Annotated in this window: 11 protein-coding genes; 8 read left to right on the forward strand and 3 right to left on the reverse strand. The window is 60.5% G+C overall.

Translation table 11 applies throughout. The features are described from left to right. Positions 1-82 precede the first annotated feature (82 nt). From ACOYXH_RS19505 to ACOYXH_RS19530, 6 genes are all read left to right on the forward strand, one after another. Positions 83-829, forward strand: coding sequence for an amino acid ABC transporter permease (locus tag ACOYXH_RS19505; protein WP_095048296.1), 747 nt, complete (start codon positions 83-85; stop codon positions 827-829). Next, a complete protein-coding gene (locus tag ACOYXH_RS19510) occupies positions 829-1500 on the forward strand; it encodes an amino acid ABC transporter permease (protein ID WP_003227756.1) in 672 nt (223 codons plus the stop codon). Before ACOYXH_RS19505 ends, ACOYXH_RS19510 begins: the two co-directional genes overlap by 1 nt. Then, the gene (locus ACOYXH_RS19515) at positions 1497-2231 is read left to right on the forward strand and encodes an amino acid ABC transporter ATP-binding protein (RefSeq protein WP_007963947.1); all 735 of its coding nucleotides are present in this window, start codon (positions 1497-1499) and stop codon (positions 2229-2231) included. The genes ACOYXH_RS19510 and ACOYXH_RS19515 overlap by 4 nt, the downstream gene beginning before the upstream one ends. A 177-nt stretch (positions 2232-2408) precedes the next feature. Next, entirely contained in the window at positions 2409-4310 is a 1902-nt protein-coding gene (gene aauS, locus ACOYXH_RS19520) for a two-component sensor histidine kinase AauS (RefSeq protein ID WP_095048297.1), read from the forward strand. Further along, positions 4307-5635: a two-component response regulator AauR gene (gene aauR, locus ACOYXH_RS19525; protein WP_095048298.1), complete on the forward strand. Its 1329-nt coding sequence runs from the start codon at positions 4307-4309 to the stop codon at positions 5633-5635. The genes aauS and aauR overlap by 4 nt, the downstream gene beginning before the upstream one ends. Positions 5636-5646: 11 nt before the next feature. After that, positions 5647-5985: a GlpM family protein gene (locus ACOYXH_RS19530; RefSeq protein ID WP_095125874.1), complete on the forward strand. Its 339-nt coding sequence runs from the start codon at positions 5647-5649 to the stop codon at positions 5983-5985. Positions 5986-6185: 200 nt separating this feature from the next. On the opposite strand, the gene ACOYXH_RS19535 is transcribed toward ACOYXH_RS19530, so the two are convergent. Together ACOYXH_RS19535 and ACOYXH_RS19540 are read right to left on the reverse strand one after the other, a co-directional pair. After that, positions 6186-6851, reverse strand: coding sequence for a DsbA family oxidoreductase (locus ACOYXH_RS19535; protein ID WP_220556933.1), 666 nt, complete (start codon positions 6849-6851; stop codon positions 6186-6188). A gap of 178 nt (positions 6852-7029) precedes the next feature. Next, a complete protein-coding gene (locus ACOYXH_RS19540; protein WP_320414542.1) occupies positions 7030-8064 on the reverse strand; it encodes an alpha/beta fold hydrolase in 1035 nt (344 codons plus the stop codon). A gap of 240 nt (positions 8065-8304) precedes the next feature. Here ACOYXH_RS19540 and ACOYXH_RS19545 point away from each other — a divergent pair, with 240 nt between their 5' ends. Both ACOYXH_RS19545 and metR read left to right on the forward strand, forming a co-directional pair. Next, the gene (locus tag ACOYXH_RS19545) at positions 8305-13830 is read left to right on the forward strand and encodes a dermonecrotic toxin domain-containing protein (RefSeq protein WP_460409891.1); all 5526 of its coding nucleotides are present in this window, start codon (positions 8305-8307) and stop codon (positions 13828-13830) included. A 149-nt stretch (positions 13831-13979) separates the two neighbouring features. Next, entirely contained in the window at positions 13980-14897 is a 918-nt protein-coding gene (gene metR, locus ACOYXH_RS19550; RefSeq protein ID WP_007916739.1) for a transcriptional regulator MetR, read from the forward strand. A gap of 110 nt (positions 14898-15007) precedes the next feature. Here metR and ACOYXH_RS19555 read toward each other — a convergent pair whose 3' ends face one another. Beyond that, positions 15008-15505: a GNAT family N-acetyltransferase gene (locus ACOYXH_RS19555; protein WP_460409892.1), complete on the reverse strand. Its 498-nt coding sequence runs from the start codon at positions 15503-15505 to the stop codon at positions 15008-15010. Position 15506 lies beyond the last annotated feature (1 nt).

Genomic DNA, 15506 nt, shown 5'->3' on the forward strand with positions numbered 1-15506 from the left:
TGCCTGACGTTCAACGTCAGGCGGGAAAGGATCTTCCCCAAGCGGGTGCTTGTACATCGATCGATCTCGAGGGGAGACCCTAATGAATTACAACTGGGACTGGGGCGTGTTCTTCAAGTCCACCGGCGTTGGCAGCGAGACTTATCTCGACTGGTACATCTCCGGCCTGGGCTGGACCATTGCCATCGCCATCGTGGCATGGATCATCGCCTTGCTGCTGGGCTCCATTCTGGGGGTCATGCGCACGGTGCCAAACCGCATCGTATCGGGCATCGCGACCTGCTACGTCGAGCTGTTCCGTAACGTGCCGCTGCTGGTGCAACTGTTCATCTGGTACTTCCTGGTGCCCGACCTGCTGCCGCAAAACCTGCAGGACTGGTACAAACAGGACCTCAACCCGACCACCTCGGCTTACCTGAGCGTTGTCGTGTGCCTGGGCCTGTTCACCGCCGCCCGTGTCTGCGAGCAAGTGCGTACTGGCATTCAGGCGCTGCCACGCGGCCAGGAATCCGCCGCGCGCGCCATGGGATTCAAGCTGCCGCAGATCTACTGGAACGTGCTGCTGCCCCAGGCCTACCGGATCATCATTCCGCCGCTTACCTCGGAATTCCTCAACGTCTTCAAGAACTCCTCCGTGGCGTCCCTGATCGGCCTGATGGAACTGCTGGCGCAAACCAAACAGACCGCCGAATTCTCGGCCAACCTGTTTGAAGCCTTCACCCTGGCCACGCTGATCTACTTCACCCTGAACATGAGCCTGATGTTGCTGATGCGCATGGTCGAGAAGAAAGTCGCAGTGCCCGGCCTGATCTCCGTGGGGGGTAAATAATGGACTTCGATTTCAGCGGCATCATCCCCGCCATTCCGGGCCTGTGGAACGGCATGGTCATGACCTTGCAGTTGATGGTCATGGGCGTGGTCGGCGGCATCGTGCTGGGGACCATCCTCGCACTGATGCGCCTGTCGTCGAGCAAACTGCTGTCGCGGGTGGCCGGCGCTTATGTGAACTACTTCCGTTCGATCCCGCTGCTGCTGGTGATCACCTGGTTCTACCTGGCGGTGCCGTTCGTACTGCGCTGGATCACCGGTGAAGACACGCCAATCGGGGCGTTCACCTCCTGCGTCGTGGCCTTCATGATGTTCGAAGCCGCGTACTTCTGCGAAATCGTCCGCGCCGGTGTGCAGTCGATCCCCAAAGGCCAGATGGCCGCCGCACAAGCGATGGGCATGACCTATGGCCAGACCATGCGTCTGATCATCCTGCCCCAGGCTTTCCGCAAGATGACCCCGTTGCTGCTGCAACAGTCGATCATCCTGTTTCAGGACACCTCGCTGGTCTACACCGTGGGCCTGGTGGACTTCCTCAACTCCGCCCGCTCCAGCGGCGACATCATCGGTCGATCCAACGAGTTCCTGATCTTCGCCGGTGTCGTCTACTTCATCATCAGCTTTTCCGCCTCGCTGCTGGTCAAGCGTCTGCAAAAAAGGTTCGCCGTATGATCTCTATCAAGAACATCAACAAGTGGTATGGGGACTTCCAGGTGCTGACTGATTGCAGCACCGAGGTCAAAAAAGGCGAAGTGATCGTGGTCTGCGGCCCGTCGGGTTCCGGCAAATCGACCCTGATCAAATGCGTCAACGCGCTGGAGCCGTTCCAGAAAGGCGACATCGTCGTCGACGGCACCTCGATTGCCGACTCGAAGACCAACCTGCCGAAACTGCGCTCGCGCGTGGGCATGGTGTTCCAGCATTTCGAACTGTTCCCGCACCTGACCATCACCGAAAACCTGACCATCGCGCAAATCAAGGTGTTGGGCCGCAGCAAGGAAGAGGCGACCAAGAAAGGTCTGCAATTGCTCGAGCGTGTCGGCTTGTCCGCTCACGCCCACAAGCATCCGGGGCAACTGTCCGGTGGTCAGCAACAGCGTGTGGCGATTGCCCGTGCGCTGGCGATGGACCCGATCGTCATGCTGTTCGACGAACCGACCTCGGCGCTCGACCCGGAGATGGTCAACGAAGTGCTCGACGTGATGGTGCAACTGGCCCACGAAGGCATGACCATGATGTGCGTGACCCACGAAATGGGCTTCGCGCGCAAAGTGGCTGACCGGGTGATCTTCATGGACGCCGGCAAGATCATCGAAGACTGCCCGAAAGAGGAATTCTTCGGCGACATCAGCGCCCGCTCCGAACGCGCGCAGCACTTCCTCGAGAAAATCCTGCAGCACTAAAAGCAACACACCTGCCGGGGCATTGCTCCATCCCTGTGGGAGCGAGCCTGCTCGCGAAGAGGCCATTACATTCAGCCTGGATGTTGAATGTCAGTCCGTTTTCGCGAGCAGGCTCGCTCCCACAAGGGCCGGCGCTGCCCTTGCAACAAGTGTGGTGGTTGACCCAAGGCAACTGTGATGAAATGCGACCCCAATCTCTATCGCGCCGCGCCGCCATCACTTGCCGTGAAGCCTCGTCTGATTCGTCATCTGTTCCTGCCGCCACTGGTCATCGTCCTGATGATCGGGTTGGGTTACGCCGGCTTCTGGACCAGTGAGCATTTCGGCATTCGCAGCCTCGGCGAAAACGGCCAGCGTCAGCTCGAACTGAACGCCCGCGCCGTCGAAAGCGAAATCAGCAAATACACCTACCTGCCCAGCCTGTTGGAACTCGAAACCAGTGTGTCGCAGTTGCTGGCCGACCCGACCCCGGAACACCGGCGAACGGTCAACGATTACCTTGAAGGCCTGAACCGGCGCAGTCGCAGTCGGGCCATCTACGTGATGGACACCACCGGCCGTGTCATGGCCACCAGCAATTGGCGCGATGTCGACAGTTATCTCGGTGAAGACCTGTCCTTCCGCGCCTATTTCCAGAAAGCCGTACGCGGCGAGTCGGGGCGTTTCTACGGCATCGGCAGCACCAACGGTGAGCCCGGCTATTACCTCGCCCACGGCCTCGAAGAGCATGGCAAGATCATCGGCGTCGCCGTGGTCAAAGTGCGCCTGGAAGCCATGGAAGAACGCTGGCAACGCGCCCGTCTAGAAGCCTTTGTCAGCGATGAGAACGGCATCATCATTCTCTCCAGCGATCCGGCTCGACGCCTCAAGTCAGTGATCCCGCTCACCGACGAAATCAAAGAAAAACTCGCCCGCAGCCTGCAGTACTACTGGTTCCCGCTCAACGAACTGCAACCGCTGGCCCGGGAAACCCTGTCCGAAGGCGTGGAAAAACTGACCTTCCCCGCCAACAGCGAAGTGCGCTCCGACGATGACGACATCAGCTATCTGGCACAGACCCGGCCACTGAGCGACACACCGTGGAACTTCACCCTGCTCACGCCGTTGCAGGACCTGCGCCGCGAAGCCATCAACCAAGGGATTCTGGTCGCCGTCGCGTTTGCGCTGGTGGCATTCCTGTTGATCGCCTGGAACGAGCGACGCAAGGTCATCGCCACCCGTCTCGCCGCCCGCGAAGCCTTGCAGGAAGCCAACAATCAACTGGAGCGTCGGATTACCGAACGCACCACTGATCTGCGCGCCAGCAACGAGCGCCTGAAGAGCCAGATCCGCGAACGGCGTCAGGCCGAAGAGACGTTGCGCCGTGCGCAGGATGAACTGGTGCAGGCTGGCAAGCTCGCCGCCATCGGTCAGATGTCGACCAGCATCGCTCACGAATTGAATCAGCCGCTGGCGGCGATGCGTACGCTGTCGGGCAACACCGTGCGCTTCCTCGAACGGGGCCAACTGGATGTCGCCAGCACCAATCTGAAAACCATCAACGAGCTGATCGACCGCATGGGCCGGATCACCGCCAGCCTGCGTTCGTTCGCCCGGCGCGGTGACAACCAGGGCCAGGCCAGCCTCGGCAAAGCCGTGGAGGCCGCGCTGCAATTGCTCGGTGCACGCCTGGAGAGTTCGGCGGTCAACATTCACCGCCAGTTCATCGATGTCCAGGTGCAGATCGACCAGACCCGCCTCGAACAGATTCTGGTCAACCTGATCGGCAATGCCCTCGACGCCATGCAGGCGCAACCCCTGCCCGAGCTGTGGCTGGAGGGTGAAGAATTCAACGCCAAATATCGCCTGCGTGTACGTGACAACGGTCACGGCATCGACGCTGAAGCGCGCAAGCATCTGTTCGAACCGTTCTTCACCACCAAACCCGGCGAACAAGGCCTGGGCCTTGGCCTGACCCTTTCCGCCAGCCTCGCCGCCGCCACCGGCGGGCATCTGGGTGTCGAACACCCGGCCAGCGGTGGCACCACCTTCGTCCTCAGTTTACCGTTGGTAAGCCCTACTCCTGCCGAGCCAATATGAACCACGACCTTAGTGTGCTGATCGTCGAAGACGACCCCCATGTGCTGCTCGGCTGCCAACAGGCGCTGACCCTCGAAGACATTCCCTGTGTCGGCGTCGGCAGTGCAGAAGAAGCGCTGGAGCGCGTCGGCGACAACTTTGCCGGCATCGTCATCAGCGACATTCGCCTGCCGGGCATCGATGGCCTCGAACTGCTGACCCGCCTCAAGCAACGTGATCGCAGCCTGCCGGTGGTGTTGATCACCGGCCACGGCGACATTTCCATGGCCGTCGGCGCGATGCAGAAAGGCGCCTATGACTTCATGGAAAAACCGTTCTCGCCGGAGCGCCTGGTCGACGTCGCACGGCGGGCACTGGAGCAACGCAGCCTCGCCCGCGAAGTCTCATCGCTGCGCCGGCAACTGGCCGAGCGCGACTCCCTTGAAGGGCGGATCATTGGCCGCTCGCCGGCGATGCAGAACCTGCGCGAACTGATTGCCAACGTCGCCGACACTTCGGCCAACGTGCTGATCGAAGGCGAGACCGGCACCGGTAAGGAACTGGTCGCCCGCTGCCTGCACGATTTCAGTCGTCGCCACAGCAAGCAATTCGTCGCGTTGAACTGCGGCGGTCTGCCGGAAAACCTTTTCGAAAGCGAGATTTTCGGCCACGAGGCCAACGCCTTTACCGGTGCCGGCAAACGCCGTATCGGCAAGATCGAACACGCCGACGGCGGCACGCTGTTCCTCGACGAAGTGGAAAGCATGCCGCTGCCATTGCAGATCAAACTGCTGCGCGTGTTGCAGGAGCGCACCCTCGAACGTCTCGGCTCGAACCAGAGCGTGGCCGTGGATTGCCGGGTGATCGCAGCAACCAAATCCGACCTCGACGAAGCGAGCAAGGCCGGCGAGTTCCGCAGCGACTTGTACTACCGCCTCAACGTGGTAACGCTGGAGCTGCCACCACTGCGCGAACGCCGCGAAGACATCCTGCAACTGTTCGAACACTTCACCCAGCAATCAGCACTGCGCTTCGACCGCGCACTGCCGGAGCTGGACAACCAGACCCTGTCGAACCTGATGAGCCATGATTGGCCGGGCAACGTGCGTGAATTGCGCAACGTCGCCGAACGTTTTGCCCTCGGTTTGCCGGCGTTCAAGAAGTCCGGCACCAGCGCTGGCGGCCAAGGCCTGGCGTTTGCCGAAGCGGTGGAAGCCTTCGAGCGCAACCTGCTCAGCGACGCCCTGCAACGCAGCGGCGGTAACCTGACTCAGGCCAGCCTGGAATTGGGCATGGCCAAGACCACGCTGTTCGACAAAGTGAAAAAATACGGTCTGAGCCATTAAGCGAGAACGATGTGGATCTGTTTTTCAAAGCCCTGTTGGGCGCCGCGGTAGTACTGATCATCGCGGCGCTGTCGAAAACCAAAAACTACTACATCGCCGGATTGGTGCCGCTGTTTCCGACGTTTGCGCTGATTGCGCATTACATCGTCGGCAAGGGGCGTTCAATTGAGGATTTGAAGACCACGATTGTGTTCGGCATGTGGTCGATCATTCCGTACTTCATCTATCTGGCGACGTTGTATGTGATGGTGGATCGGCTGCGGCTGGAGGCATCGCTGGCGGTGGCGGCGGTGGCCTGGTTGATGGCCGCCACGGTGTTGGTGACTGTGTGGGTGCGCCTGCACGGCTAAGTGCAAAAGCCACCCTCACCCCAGCCCTCTCCCTCCGGGAGAGGGGGCCGACCGAGGTGTCTTGCAAGCTGCATCGACCTGAAAGATCCAGTCGATTATGGATTCGGTACAGCACGTTCACGTCGGCGTATCACTCCAGCATCCCCCAATCAGTCCCCTCTCCCTCAGGGAGAGGGCTAGGGTGAGGGGCTTTTAGCTTTTCAGTTGACGGCACCACCCCGGGCGTCAGCCATGATCTGCCGGATCGCCCCGACAAACGTCTCCACCGGTTGCCCACCCGTCACCGCGTATTGCCCGTTGAACACTACGGTCGGCACCGAACTCACCCCGCGCTGCAACCACAATTGCTCTTCTTCACGCACCTCATCGGCAAACTCGTCAGACGCCAGAATCGCCTCGGCTCGCTGACGATCGAGCCCGACACTTTCCGCAATCTGCACCAGTTGCCGATGATCCGACGGATTGCCGCCATCGCTGAAATACGCCTTGAACAGCGCCTCTTTCAACAACAGTTGCACACCTTCGAGCCCGGCCCAGTGCAGCAAGCGGTGCGCATCAAAAGTGTTGTAGATACGGCTGTTGCCGTCAGTGCGAAACGCAAACCCGAGTTCAGCGCCACGGGCACGAATGGCTTCGCGATTTTTCTGCGATTGCTCCGGGGTCGAGCCGTACTTCTCTTGAATGTGCTCAGCGATGTTCTGCCCGTCTGCGCCCATTTTCGGATTGAGTTCGAACGGTTGGAAACGGATCTCGGCCTGCACTTCGTTGCGCAGAATCTCCAGTGCCTGTAACAGGCCACGCAAACCGATGACACACCAGGGGCAGGAGACGTCGCTGACAAAATCGATTTTCAAGGCAGAACTCATCACACACCTCGCGGGGGGAAATCGTGCGGGAAAATTTGCACGATACACCTGCTCCGGATTTTTTGGTGACCGTAGTGGCCCCTTCGCGAGCAGGCTCGCTCCCACCCTTGGAATGCGTTCCCCTATGGGAGCGAGCATGCTCGCGAAGAGGCCCGCTCAGGCGATACAAATACCTCGATTACAGCAGATTCCCGCCCACCACCGGCTCAATCTGCGCCCAATGCGAAGTGTCTTCACGATGCGCCTGCAAATACGGCAGCACCGCCGCCAGCAACGGCTCCTTGAACGCCTCTTGAAAGCGATGCGCCAACCCCGGAATCAGTTTCAACTGGCTGCCGCGAATATGCGCCGCCAGATGAACCCCGTGCATCACCGGCAACAACGGATCCGCCGTGCCATGCACCACCAGCGTCGGTACCCGCAACTGATTGAGCAATGCCACCCGGCTCGGCTCGGCAAGAATCGCCATGATCTGCCGCTTCACGCCTTCGGGATTGAACGCGCGGTCATACGACAGCGCAGCCTGATGCAGCAAGACCTGGCGATCATCGGTGACCGCCGGGCTGCCCAGCGCGGCCAGCAGATCAGCCTGCTGTTCCAGCGCCACCTGTCGATTCGGTGCGCCGCGACGCGACAACAACTGCACCAGCGCCGCGCTGGGTGCCGGCAGACCTTCGGCGCCCGAGGTGGTCATGATCAATGTCAGACTCTCGACCCGCTGCGGTGCCATCGCCGCCATGTGCTGGGCAATCATCCCGCCCATGCTCGCGCCCAGCACGTGGAATTGCTCGACGTGCAACGCGTCCATCAAGCCCAGCGCGTCGTCTGCCATGTCGGTCAGGCTGTAAGGCGCTGCCACCGGCAGACCGAGCTTGTAGCGCAGCACTTCGAAGGTCAGATTGGCGTCAGCCGGCGCCTGCCGCCAGGTCGACAGACCGACGTCGCGGTTGTCATAGCGAATCACCCGAAAACCCTGCTGACACAGCGCAACCACTACTTCGTCCGGCCAGTGGATCAACTGTCCACCCAAGCCCATGACCAGCAACAACGCCGGATCCGACGCGCGACCAATGCTCTGGTAAGCCAGGCTCACCTGCTGCAGATCAACGTGCTCGGTCGGCACATTGACGTCGCAACGCGCCGCCGCCCAAGACGACGATCCGAAAAAAATCGCGACCAGAACAACCGCGACCGATACAAAACCCTTGACCATGAAAAACACCGAAACGCAGAACCCCAGTAGAGCGCGAGTCTGATGAAGTTTGTTCAAGCGCGCTGCCACACTTCGATGACAGTTTGATGAAGAGTGCCGAATGGTCATGGGCGGTGGTTGCAAACAATATCTATGTACCGCCATCGCCTTGCGCGATTTCTCTTGAATGACCCGCTCAGGGACGGATTCCCCGCCCCGCCAATGCGAGTCACGCCACCATGCTCGAGCGCCTTATTCTGGATGAGCTCCCCCGCACCGTCACCGTTGCCCGAGACCGTCGAACAGCTGCCGAAAACGATTGATGACAGCCTCCTGCTGCAGGCTTGCCAACGCTGGCGCGCCAGCAGCGAGGGTTTGCGCGATTTGTTTGCCGCCAGCCCGGCCCTGCGCGACAGCGTCAATGAATTGCTGCGCCAACAACTGCAACTAGACGGCGAAAAGACCGGACTGCGCTTTGCGGCCACCGCTGACCAGCCGGAGCACATCGTCAGCCTCACCGACGCCTGTGCCTTTGTCGTTCAACACCCGACACTGGAAACCGATCTGGATCAGCGTTGTGTCCTCACCGGTATCCGCGCGGGCCATCTGTTAGCCACCCTGAAGCCCCTGCAGCTCCTGGAAAAACTCAAAGCCCTCGACCCACGCAAAAGCCACGAGATTCGCTGGGCAGAATTCTGGGACGCGCGAGCGCCGCGCACACCGGTGTCGCGACGTAGCCGCGCCACGCAGCTTTACCGCGAGCATTTCGAAGCCACTGCGCACATGGCTCTCGCCCATCAGACGATTACCCCGGCACAACTCAAAACGCTGCAACTGATCATTGATTCAGGTGCTGGCGCGCTGACAATCGAGGGTCAACCTGTGCACACGGAAAAGTTGGCCCTGGTGCTGAGCAACGACAGCAAAATCAAACTCCCCGGTGCATGGGTCGTCAGCGTCGGCAATTTGGCCACGGCGGCGCCTTTGCTTTATCTGCCCGGAAACGCCATATCGATCCAGGCCTTCACCACCCGCGCAGACATGCAGACGTGGCTGACCAGCGAGGTACAGATCCCCACCGGACTGCCCAAGGAAATCCTTCGCGTTGACTACAGCGCAGCGCTTGACCCGATGGTCACTGGCGCCAGCGATCTGTTCGCCGACCGTCACCACGCGCAGCTCGACGCCTTGAGCAATACCAACAAAGGCCATCCCGGGCTCAGGGCGCATGGCGCGCGCTCACTGGTACATGTCGACCTGATTGATCATCAGCGCAGCAGTGCGATCATCGTGGCGGCGCCGCCAAAACCGCTCAACTCCGCCAGCGATGTCGAGACCGACGAAACACCGCTGTTCGGCAGCCTGTCCGCCGGGATTCCACTGGCGGTGCGCCACGCGGCGCTCAAACGCCAACGCGAGGCGCTTGAGCGCTTGCAGGCCAATGACAGCGACGGCTCTCGATACCGAGAATGCCAGGACGCCCTCAAAGCGCTGGAAGCCGCCGAACAAACTGGCGCGACCGCTGCCACAACCCTGCTTTACCGCGAAACGGCCCTCGACGCGAATACCTTCAACACCGCCCTCAGTGCCCTGCGTCAGGCACACCGGGACGGCCTGTATGCCGAAGGCAGACTGCAAGCAAACCTTGGCCAACTTGACAGCGCCGAACACGATCTGCTCAAGGCCGTGCTGGCCCCCCCCGTCGCGGCCGAGCGTGACACGGATATCACGGCGGCCAGCCTGACCTTGTCACTGAGCGAAACCAAGGACGGGGTCACGACAACGCAAAGCGAAGTGCTCAAGGGCGCACTCGTCATCGGACGCCAGGCGGCACTCTCGGACACTTCCAGTCTGATGCTCTACTGGCCGGGCAATAACGGTGGCCTGCAACGCTTTGCCGATCGCCGGACACTGGCGCGCGAGGTGTTCAGGATTCTCGACGACGACAACGACCTGGCCCTGCAACTGAGTCCGATCACCACCGACCCGTTGCTTTATTGCCTCAACGCGCTGGTGAGCGACTTCGAAGCGAAAGCCACACCCCTGCGCGGCAAACCCGAACAGGCTGACGCGCTGGAGGTTCTGCGCCAGGGCTGCCTGGCCAATCTTCAGGTTCCGCTGCACGCCGCCAGACACCTGGCTTTCACTCATCTGCAGGAACAGCAACGCAGCGGCACCCTCGCCGGCAACCTGCCGGGCTGGCTGGTCAAACTCAAGGAAAACGAGCGTAGCGCGCTGAAACAGAACATCGAGGCGTACGTCGCGGCGATGCGTCAAAGCCACGCCCTCATGACCCTCGCCCTGGAACCTCGTGATGACTTCACCCGCCGCCATCTGCACGCCCGATTGCGCAGGGACTTTTCCCTTGAGGGCGACTTTTCCATACAAGTCGAACTGCCCGACTCGACCAAAACCGAACAGGTCCCGGAGTCGGGGCCGGGTGGCGTCAGAAAGATCACGACCATTGTGCCCAGCAAAGCACGCAGCAAAATGTCACTGGAGGACCTGGCCCAGCTCAATATCGATAACGTGCAATCGGTGCTCAATGACTCGCTGTCACAACGCTTGATCTTCTTGCGTCTGGAGATCACCGCGACGCATAAAAAGGATCGGACGCGCCTGCTCAACGGCATCAACCTGACCTATCTGCGCAAGGTTCTGCCGGACCTGGACCTGCCCAAAGTCTATGAGCAGAAGATCCGTGACGCCTTTCAGGGCGCCGCCAGCGAGTCAGCATTCGTCAAACAACATCGCCGGGAAAGCCTGATCGAGCCGTGGCGCCTGATGCTGAAAATACAGAGCGAAAATGCACGCCTGCAAAAACACCTCAGCGCTGATGAAGCGGCACTGCTGAACATCGCCATCGACGCCGACACCCCACAAGCGTGGCAAGCCAGCGGCAAGCGTCTTGTGCTGTTGCCGGTGTCGCTGAAAGTCGGCGGCAAGGACACCCCCGGCGAAGGCCCGGTGACCCTGTCCGGCGTCAGCTTCATCGAAGAGCAGATCAGCGGCGTCACCCTGCTGTACCTGCCGGACAGCCACGACGGGCAGTTCTTGCGCCGCTACGACACGCTCGAAGCGGCGCGCAAAGGGCTGTTCACCTTGTGCGCAAGTGACAAGTGGATCGAGTACCTGGCGCACAGAACGTTGCAAGGTAACGTCAGGGCCCATGTCAACCGAATCGGTCAGGCCGTGGAAAAAAACTTCGATGCGATCATCGAAGTCGGTGTGCGCTGGCCGGCCAGTACCTCGCTGGCCGCACACCTGCTCGATGCGCACATGGGACGCTTGATCGAGGCCCATCGCGGCACGTCGCGCTCCAACGATGAACTGTTCTTCGAGCGCTACGCCCTGAAAGGCCCGCGCGCCTTCAACTACATCAAAATGGCCGTGGGCATGGTGCCCTTCGTCGGCAGTGTGCTGGCCCTCTATCAGGCCTGGACCGCTGCCAATCAGGCAGCCGCCGCGTTCTTGCGTGGTGACGTGGCTGACGGTCTGGTGGAAATCGAGTCAATGCTGCTGTCGCTGATCGACGCCTTCATGGATCTGCTCCCGGGTGAAGCCGCGGCCTCGACGCTCTCCCGGACGACCCGCGCGTTGACTCGGGCGCGTCAGCTGCACGCGGTGGTGCGCGATGTGGCGACACTGCAGGTCAAGTCGCAGCGCCACGCACGACATGTGCTGGCGCGCTTCAAGGATTACGACTATGAAAAACCGATTTCCCTGGGCGGCACAGAACCGGCCAGCCACGGCCTCTACCGCGGGATCTACCGGCTTGCCGACGGCGACTTCATCGAACGTCAGGGCCGCGTCTACCAAGTGGAACTGAGCCGGGATTCGCGCAGCTGGCGTCTGTCCGGCAACTCGCGAAAAACCTACAAGCAGCCGATCGCACTGGATGAAAGCGGGCAATGGGATACCTGGTTTGGCGTCTATGGCACAGCCCTTGAAGGTGGCGTGGTGGGGGGTGGCAATGTCGGCGGGCGCCTGGTCGATACACTCGACCCTTACTGGCCGTCGGTGATTCGGCAACGCCTGCCGCGCTGGCTGGTAGATCGAAACTTCCGCCGCCACCATCAACTGGCCGCCACCGTTAGCAATTTGGGCGACCAATTGCAACTCAGGGGAGCGAAAAGTGACCAGGTGATCAATGCCTACGCCGAAGCCACGGAAGCGCAACGCCTGACCATGTTGCCAACGGCCGAAGCCGCATGCATTGGCGATATCCAACTGGCCAGGCAACGTTATGAGGCGTTGACCGAGTTGACTGCGCTGACCCAAGGCAGAAAACACAGGGCTGTCGCCAAAATGCAAAGCAAGACCGCATGGCTGTTGACTGATCGTTACCAGCGGCGCGCCTTTCATCTGTCGCATAACATTCATGGCATGACACGAGCAATCGACCGATTGAAGCAGCTACACAATGCGCTGCCAGGTGACGCTGTGGCTGAACGTTTGAAACACATTGAAAACATACACAGGTTTCGTGTCGAGATCGTCAACCAGCTCGATCAGTTGGGCGAACTCAGGGACCAGGTCAATCACTGGTTTGAACGCATGCTGGCAAAAGACCGGCCGAAAATGTCGGCGCTGGTCGATAACACTAACAGCCGTCACAGTGAAGCCATCCTGCTGTACCTGAAAACCTCCCAACGTCTGGAAATCGTCAGAAAAGCCGGCAGCCCCTACGATGCCTCGTGGCGCTATTTTGTGACGATGGCAGAGCCCCTGCGCAATAGAATCGATCTGCATCTGTACCGCCAGTACGACCTGCCGAACATGCAGAACACGACCGCCCAACGTAATCGCATTCTTCAGGAATGCGTCGACACTTGCGTCGAGTATCGGCGCGAGATGGCGGTATGGACCGCCAGCTGTCCGCAATTCTTTCATCTGGACGTAGTCGAGCCCTTGCTGGAAGGCGTTGATCGCCTGGCGGATCGAGCGCGTGCCGCTATCAACAGGCCACCCGAACCGAGGGTCGCGGGGCGACCCCTGCAGCGCGTGTTCATCACTGATGACAACCAATTGCGCCATGGCGTGGAGCAATGGGATAACCTGACCAACGCCCGTCAATACAGAAGTACCGGGATTGGAGGCTATGAAGAAATCTGGGAACATGGCGCCGATGGCGTCGTGCGCCTGACCAACCCGCAAAACCTGGCAGTTCCCTCCCCCGCCGAGCTGAGTCTGGCCACCCTGGTAACCGAGGCACAGCAACGTCTGGAGAACGTGGCCACTTACCGCACCACGGTGCAGAGCAACGCCAATCGCGGCATGCTGCCCGTCGACCTGCAGCACATGATGGACAGTCATGCGAGTGAACTCACCACCCGTGCCGACGGTATCGCTGCCAAATCGGCAGAGCAGCCGATCATCCAGCAATTGCGCGATCAGGCCGCCGAGCTGATCGTCGAAGGTCGTGCCTTGCGCACCCAACGCTCGATGACCAGTCAAAAGCCCACCGACGGCATGCTTGATGACCTCATCGGACAGAACGCGGTGGAGATCCGCAAACCCCTTGCGATCCGAAAACTGGCTGATCATCAGGGGCGGCCCAACTACCTGCAGGAATATGAGGTCTGGAACCTCACACAGGAGCCCGCGCAATTACTCTGGTACGTGCATTTCCATTACCGTTCGGCGACCCGCCCCTTGCGCCAATTCGAAAGAGCCCACCTGAAACTGCCGGCGCATCGCAAGCTGACTCACGCTGACGACCCGACCCTGCTTGATTCCAGAATCACTGCACAGTCCATTGCCCTGCGGCATTTCGAGGGACTCTGAGCATAAGGCACTGTAGTCATAGGAAGAACTGCCGAGCCATCACTCGGCGGTTCTGCCGTAAAAGAACGCGTCGATGTCGACAGCGCTATCATCATGAGACAAACTCACCCTCTTTGCGCTTATCACAAGTTTTCCTCATGGAGCCTTCGGTGCTTGAAATCCGTCACCTGAAAACCCTGCACGCCTTGCGTGAAGCCGACAGCCTGGTCGATGCCGCCGACCGTTTGCACCTGACGCAGTCGGCGCTGTCCCACCAGTTCAAGGAGCTTGAGGAACGCCTGGGCATGGCGTTGTTCGTGCGCAAGACCAAACCGGTACGGTTCACCAGCGCCGGTTTGCGCTTGCTGCAACTGGCTGACGCAACCCTGCCGCTGTTGCGCGCCGCCGAGCGGGATATCGGCCGTCTCGCCGGTGGTACGGCCGGGCGTTTGCACATGGCCATCGAATGCCACAGCTGCTTTCAGTGGCTGATGCCGACCATCGACCAGTTCCGCGATGCCTGGCCGGAAGTCGAACTCGACCTCGCTTCGGGTTTCGCCTTCGCACCGCTGCCGGCGCTGGCGCGTGGCGATCTGGATCTGGTGGTGACTTCCGATCCACTGGAAATCGCCGGCATCACCTATGTACCGCTGTTCACCTACGAAGCCATGCTTGCCGTGGCCAATCAGCATGCGCTGGCGAGCAAGCCGTACATCGTCCCCGAAGACTTGCTGACGGAAACGCTGATCACCTACCCGGTGGAACGCGACCGTCTCGACATCTTCACACGCTTCCTGGAGCCGGCCGACATCGAGCCGGCGCAGGTGCGCACTTCGGAACTGACGGTGATGATGATGCAACTGGTCGCCAGTGGTCGTGGTGTTTGCGGCATGCCGCACTGGGCGCTGCACGAATACAGCTCGCGCGGTTACGTGAAGGGTAAACGGCTGGGGGAAAAAGGTTTGTTCGCAACGTTATACGCGGCGATTCGCACCGACATGCTCGATGCACCGTACATGCGGGATTTTCTCCTGACGGCGAAGGACACGTCGTTCTCGACCCTGGACGGTGTCAGCGCGGTTCGCTGAGTCACTTGTGGGAGCGAGCTTGCTCGCGAAAGCGATGTATCAGACACACAAATAGTGACTGTCAGATTGCCTTCGCGAGCAGGCTCGCTCCCACAGGGGTCAGCGCAATATCAGAGTTGACGCCACATGTGGATCTTGTCGAAGTAGTCTTCGCCCACCCGCACCGCCAACGGTTCGAGGCCGAACTGGATAAAGCCGCAGCGCTGGTAGAGATTGAACGCGGCGTCATTGCCGGCGGTAACGGTAAGCTGGAGCAGTTTCAGTGCCGAGTGGTTTTGCGCTTCGGTAATGGCCGCCTGTACCAGTTCATGGCCCAGACCGTGCTGGCGAAAATCCGTCGAGACGTACATGCCGAACAACGTGGCCTTGTGGCGAGCCTTCTCGCGCGGTTCAAAGGCCAGGCCGACGATGCCGGCCAGCGCGCCGGCTTCAAACGCGCCAAGCACCACATCGAGCTTGCTGGTCAGGCGCCCTTCCCACCAGCTCAATGGCATCACCGCGCGTTCGCGAACGCTGGAGGTGAACGCCTGCGGATGGCGGTCATAGGCTTCGAGCATCAGTTCGCGGTAAGCCAGGGCATGACTGGCGTCCAGCCGTTCGATCCACATG

Source organism: Pseudomonas sp. Mb7, from assembly GCF_054790525.1.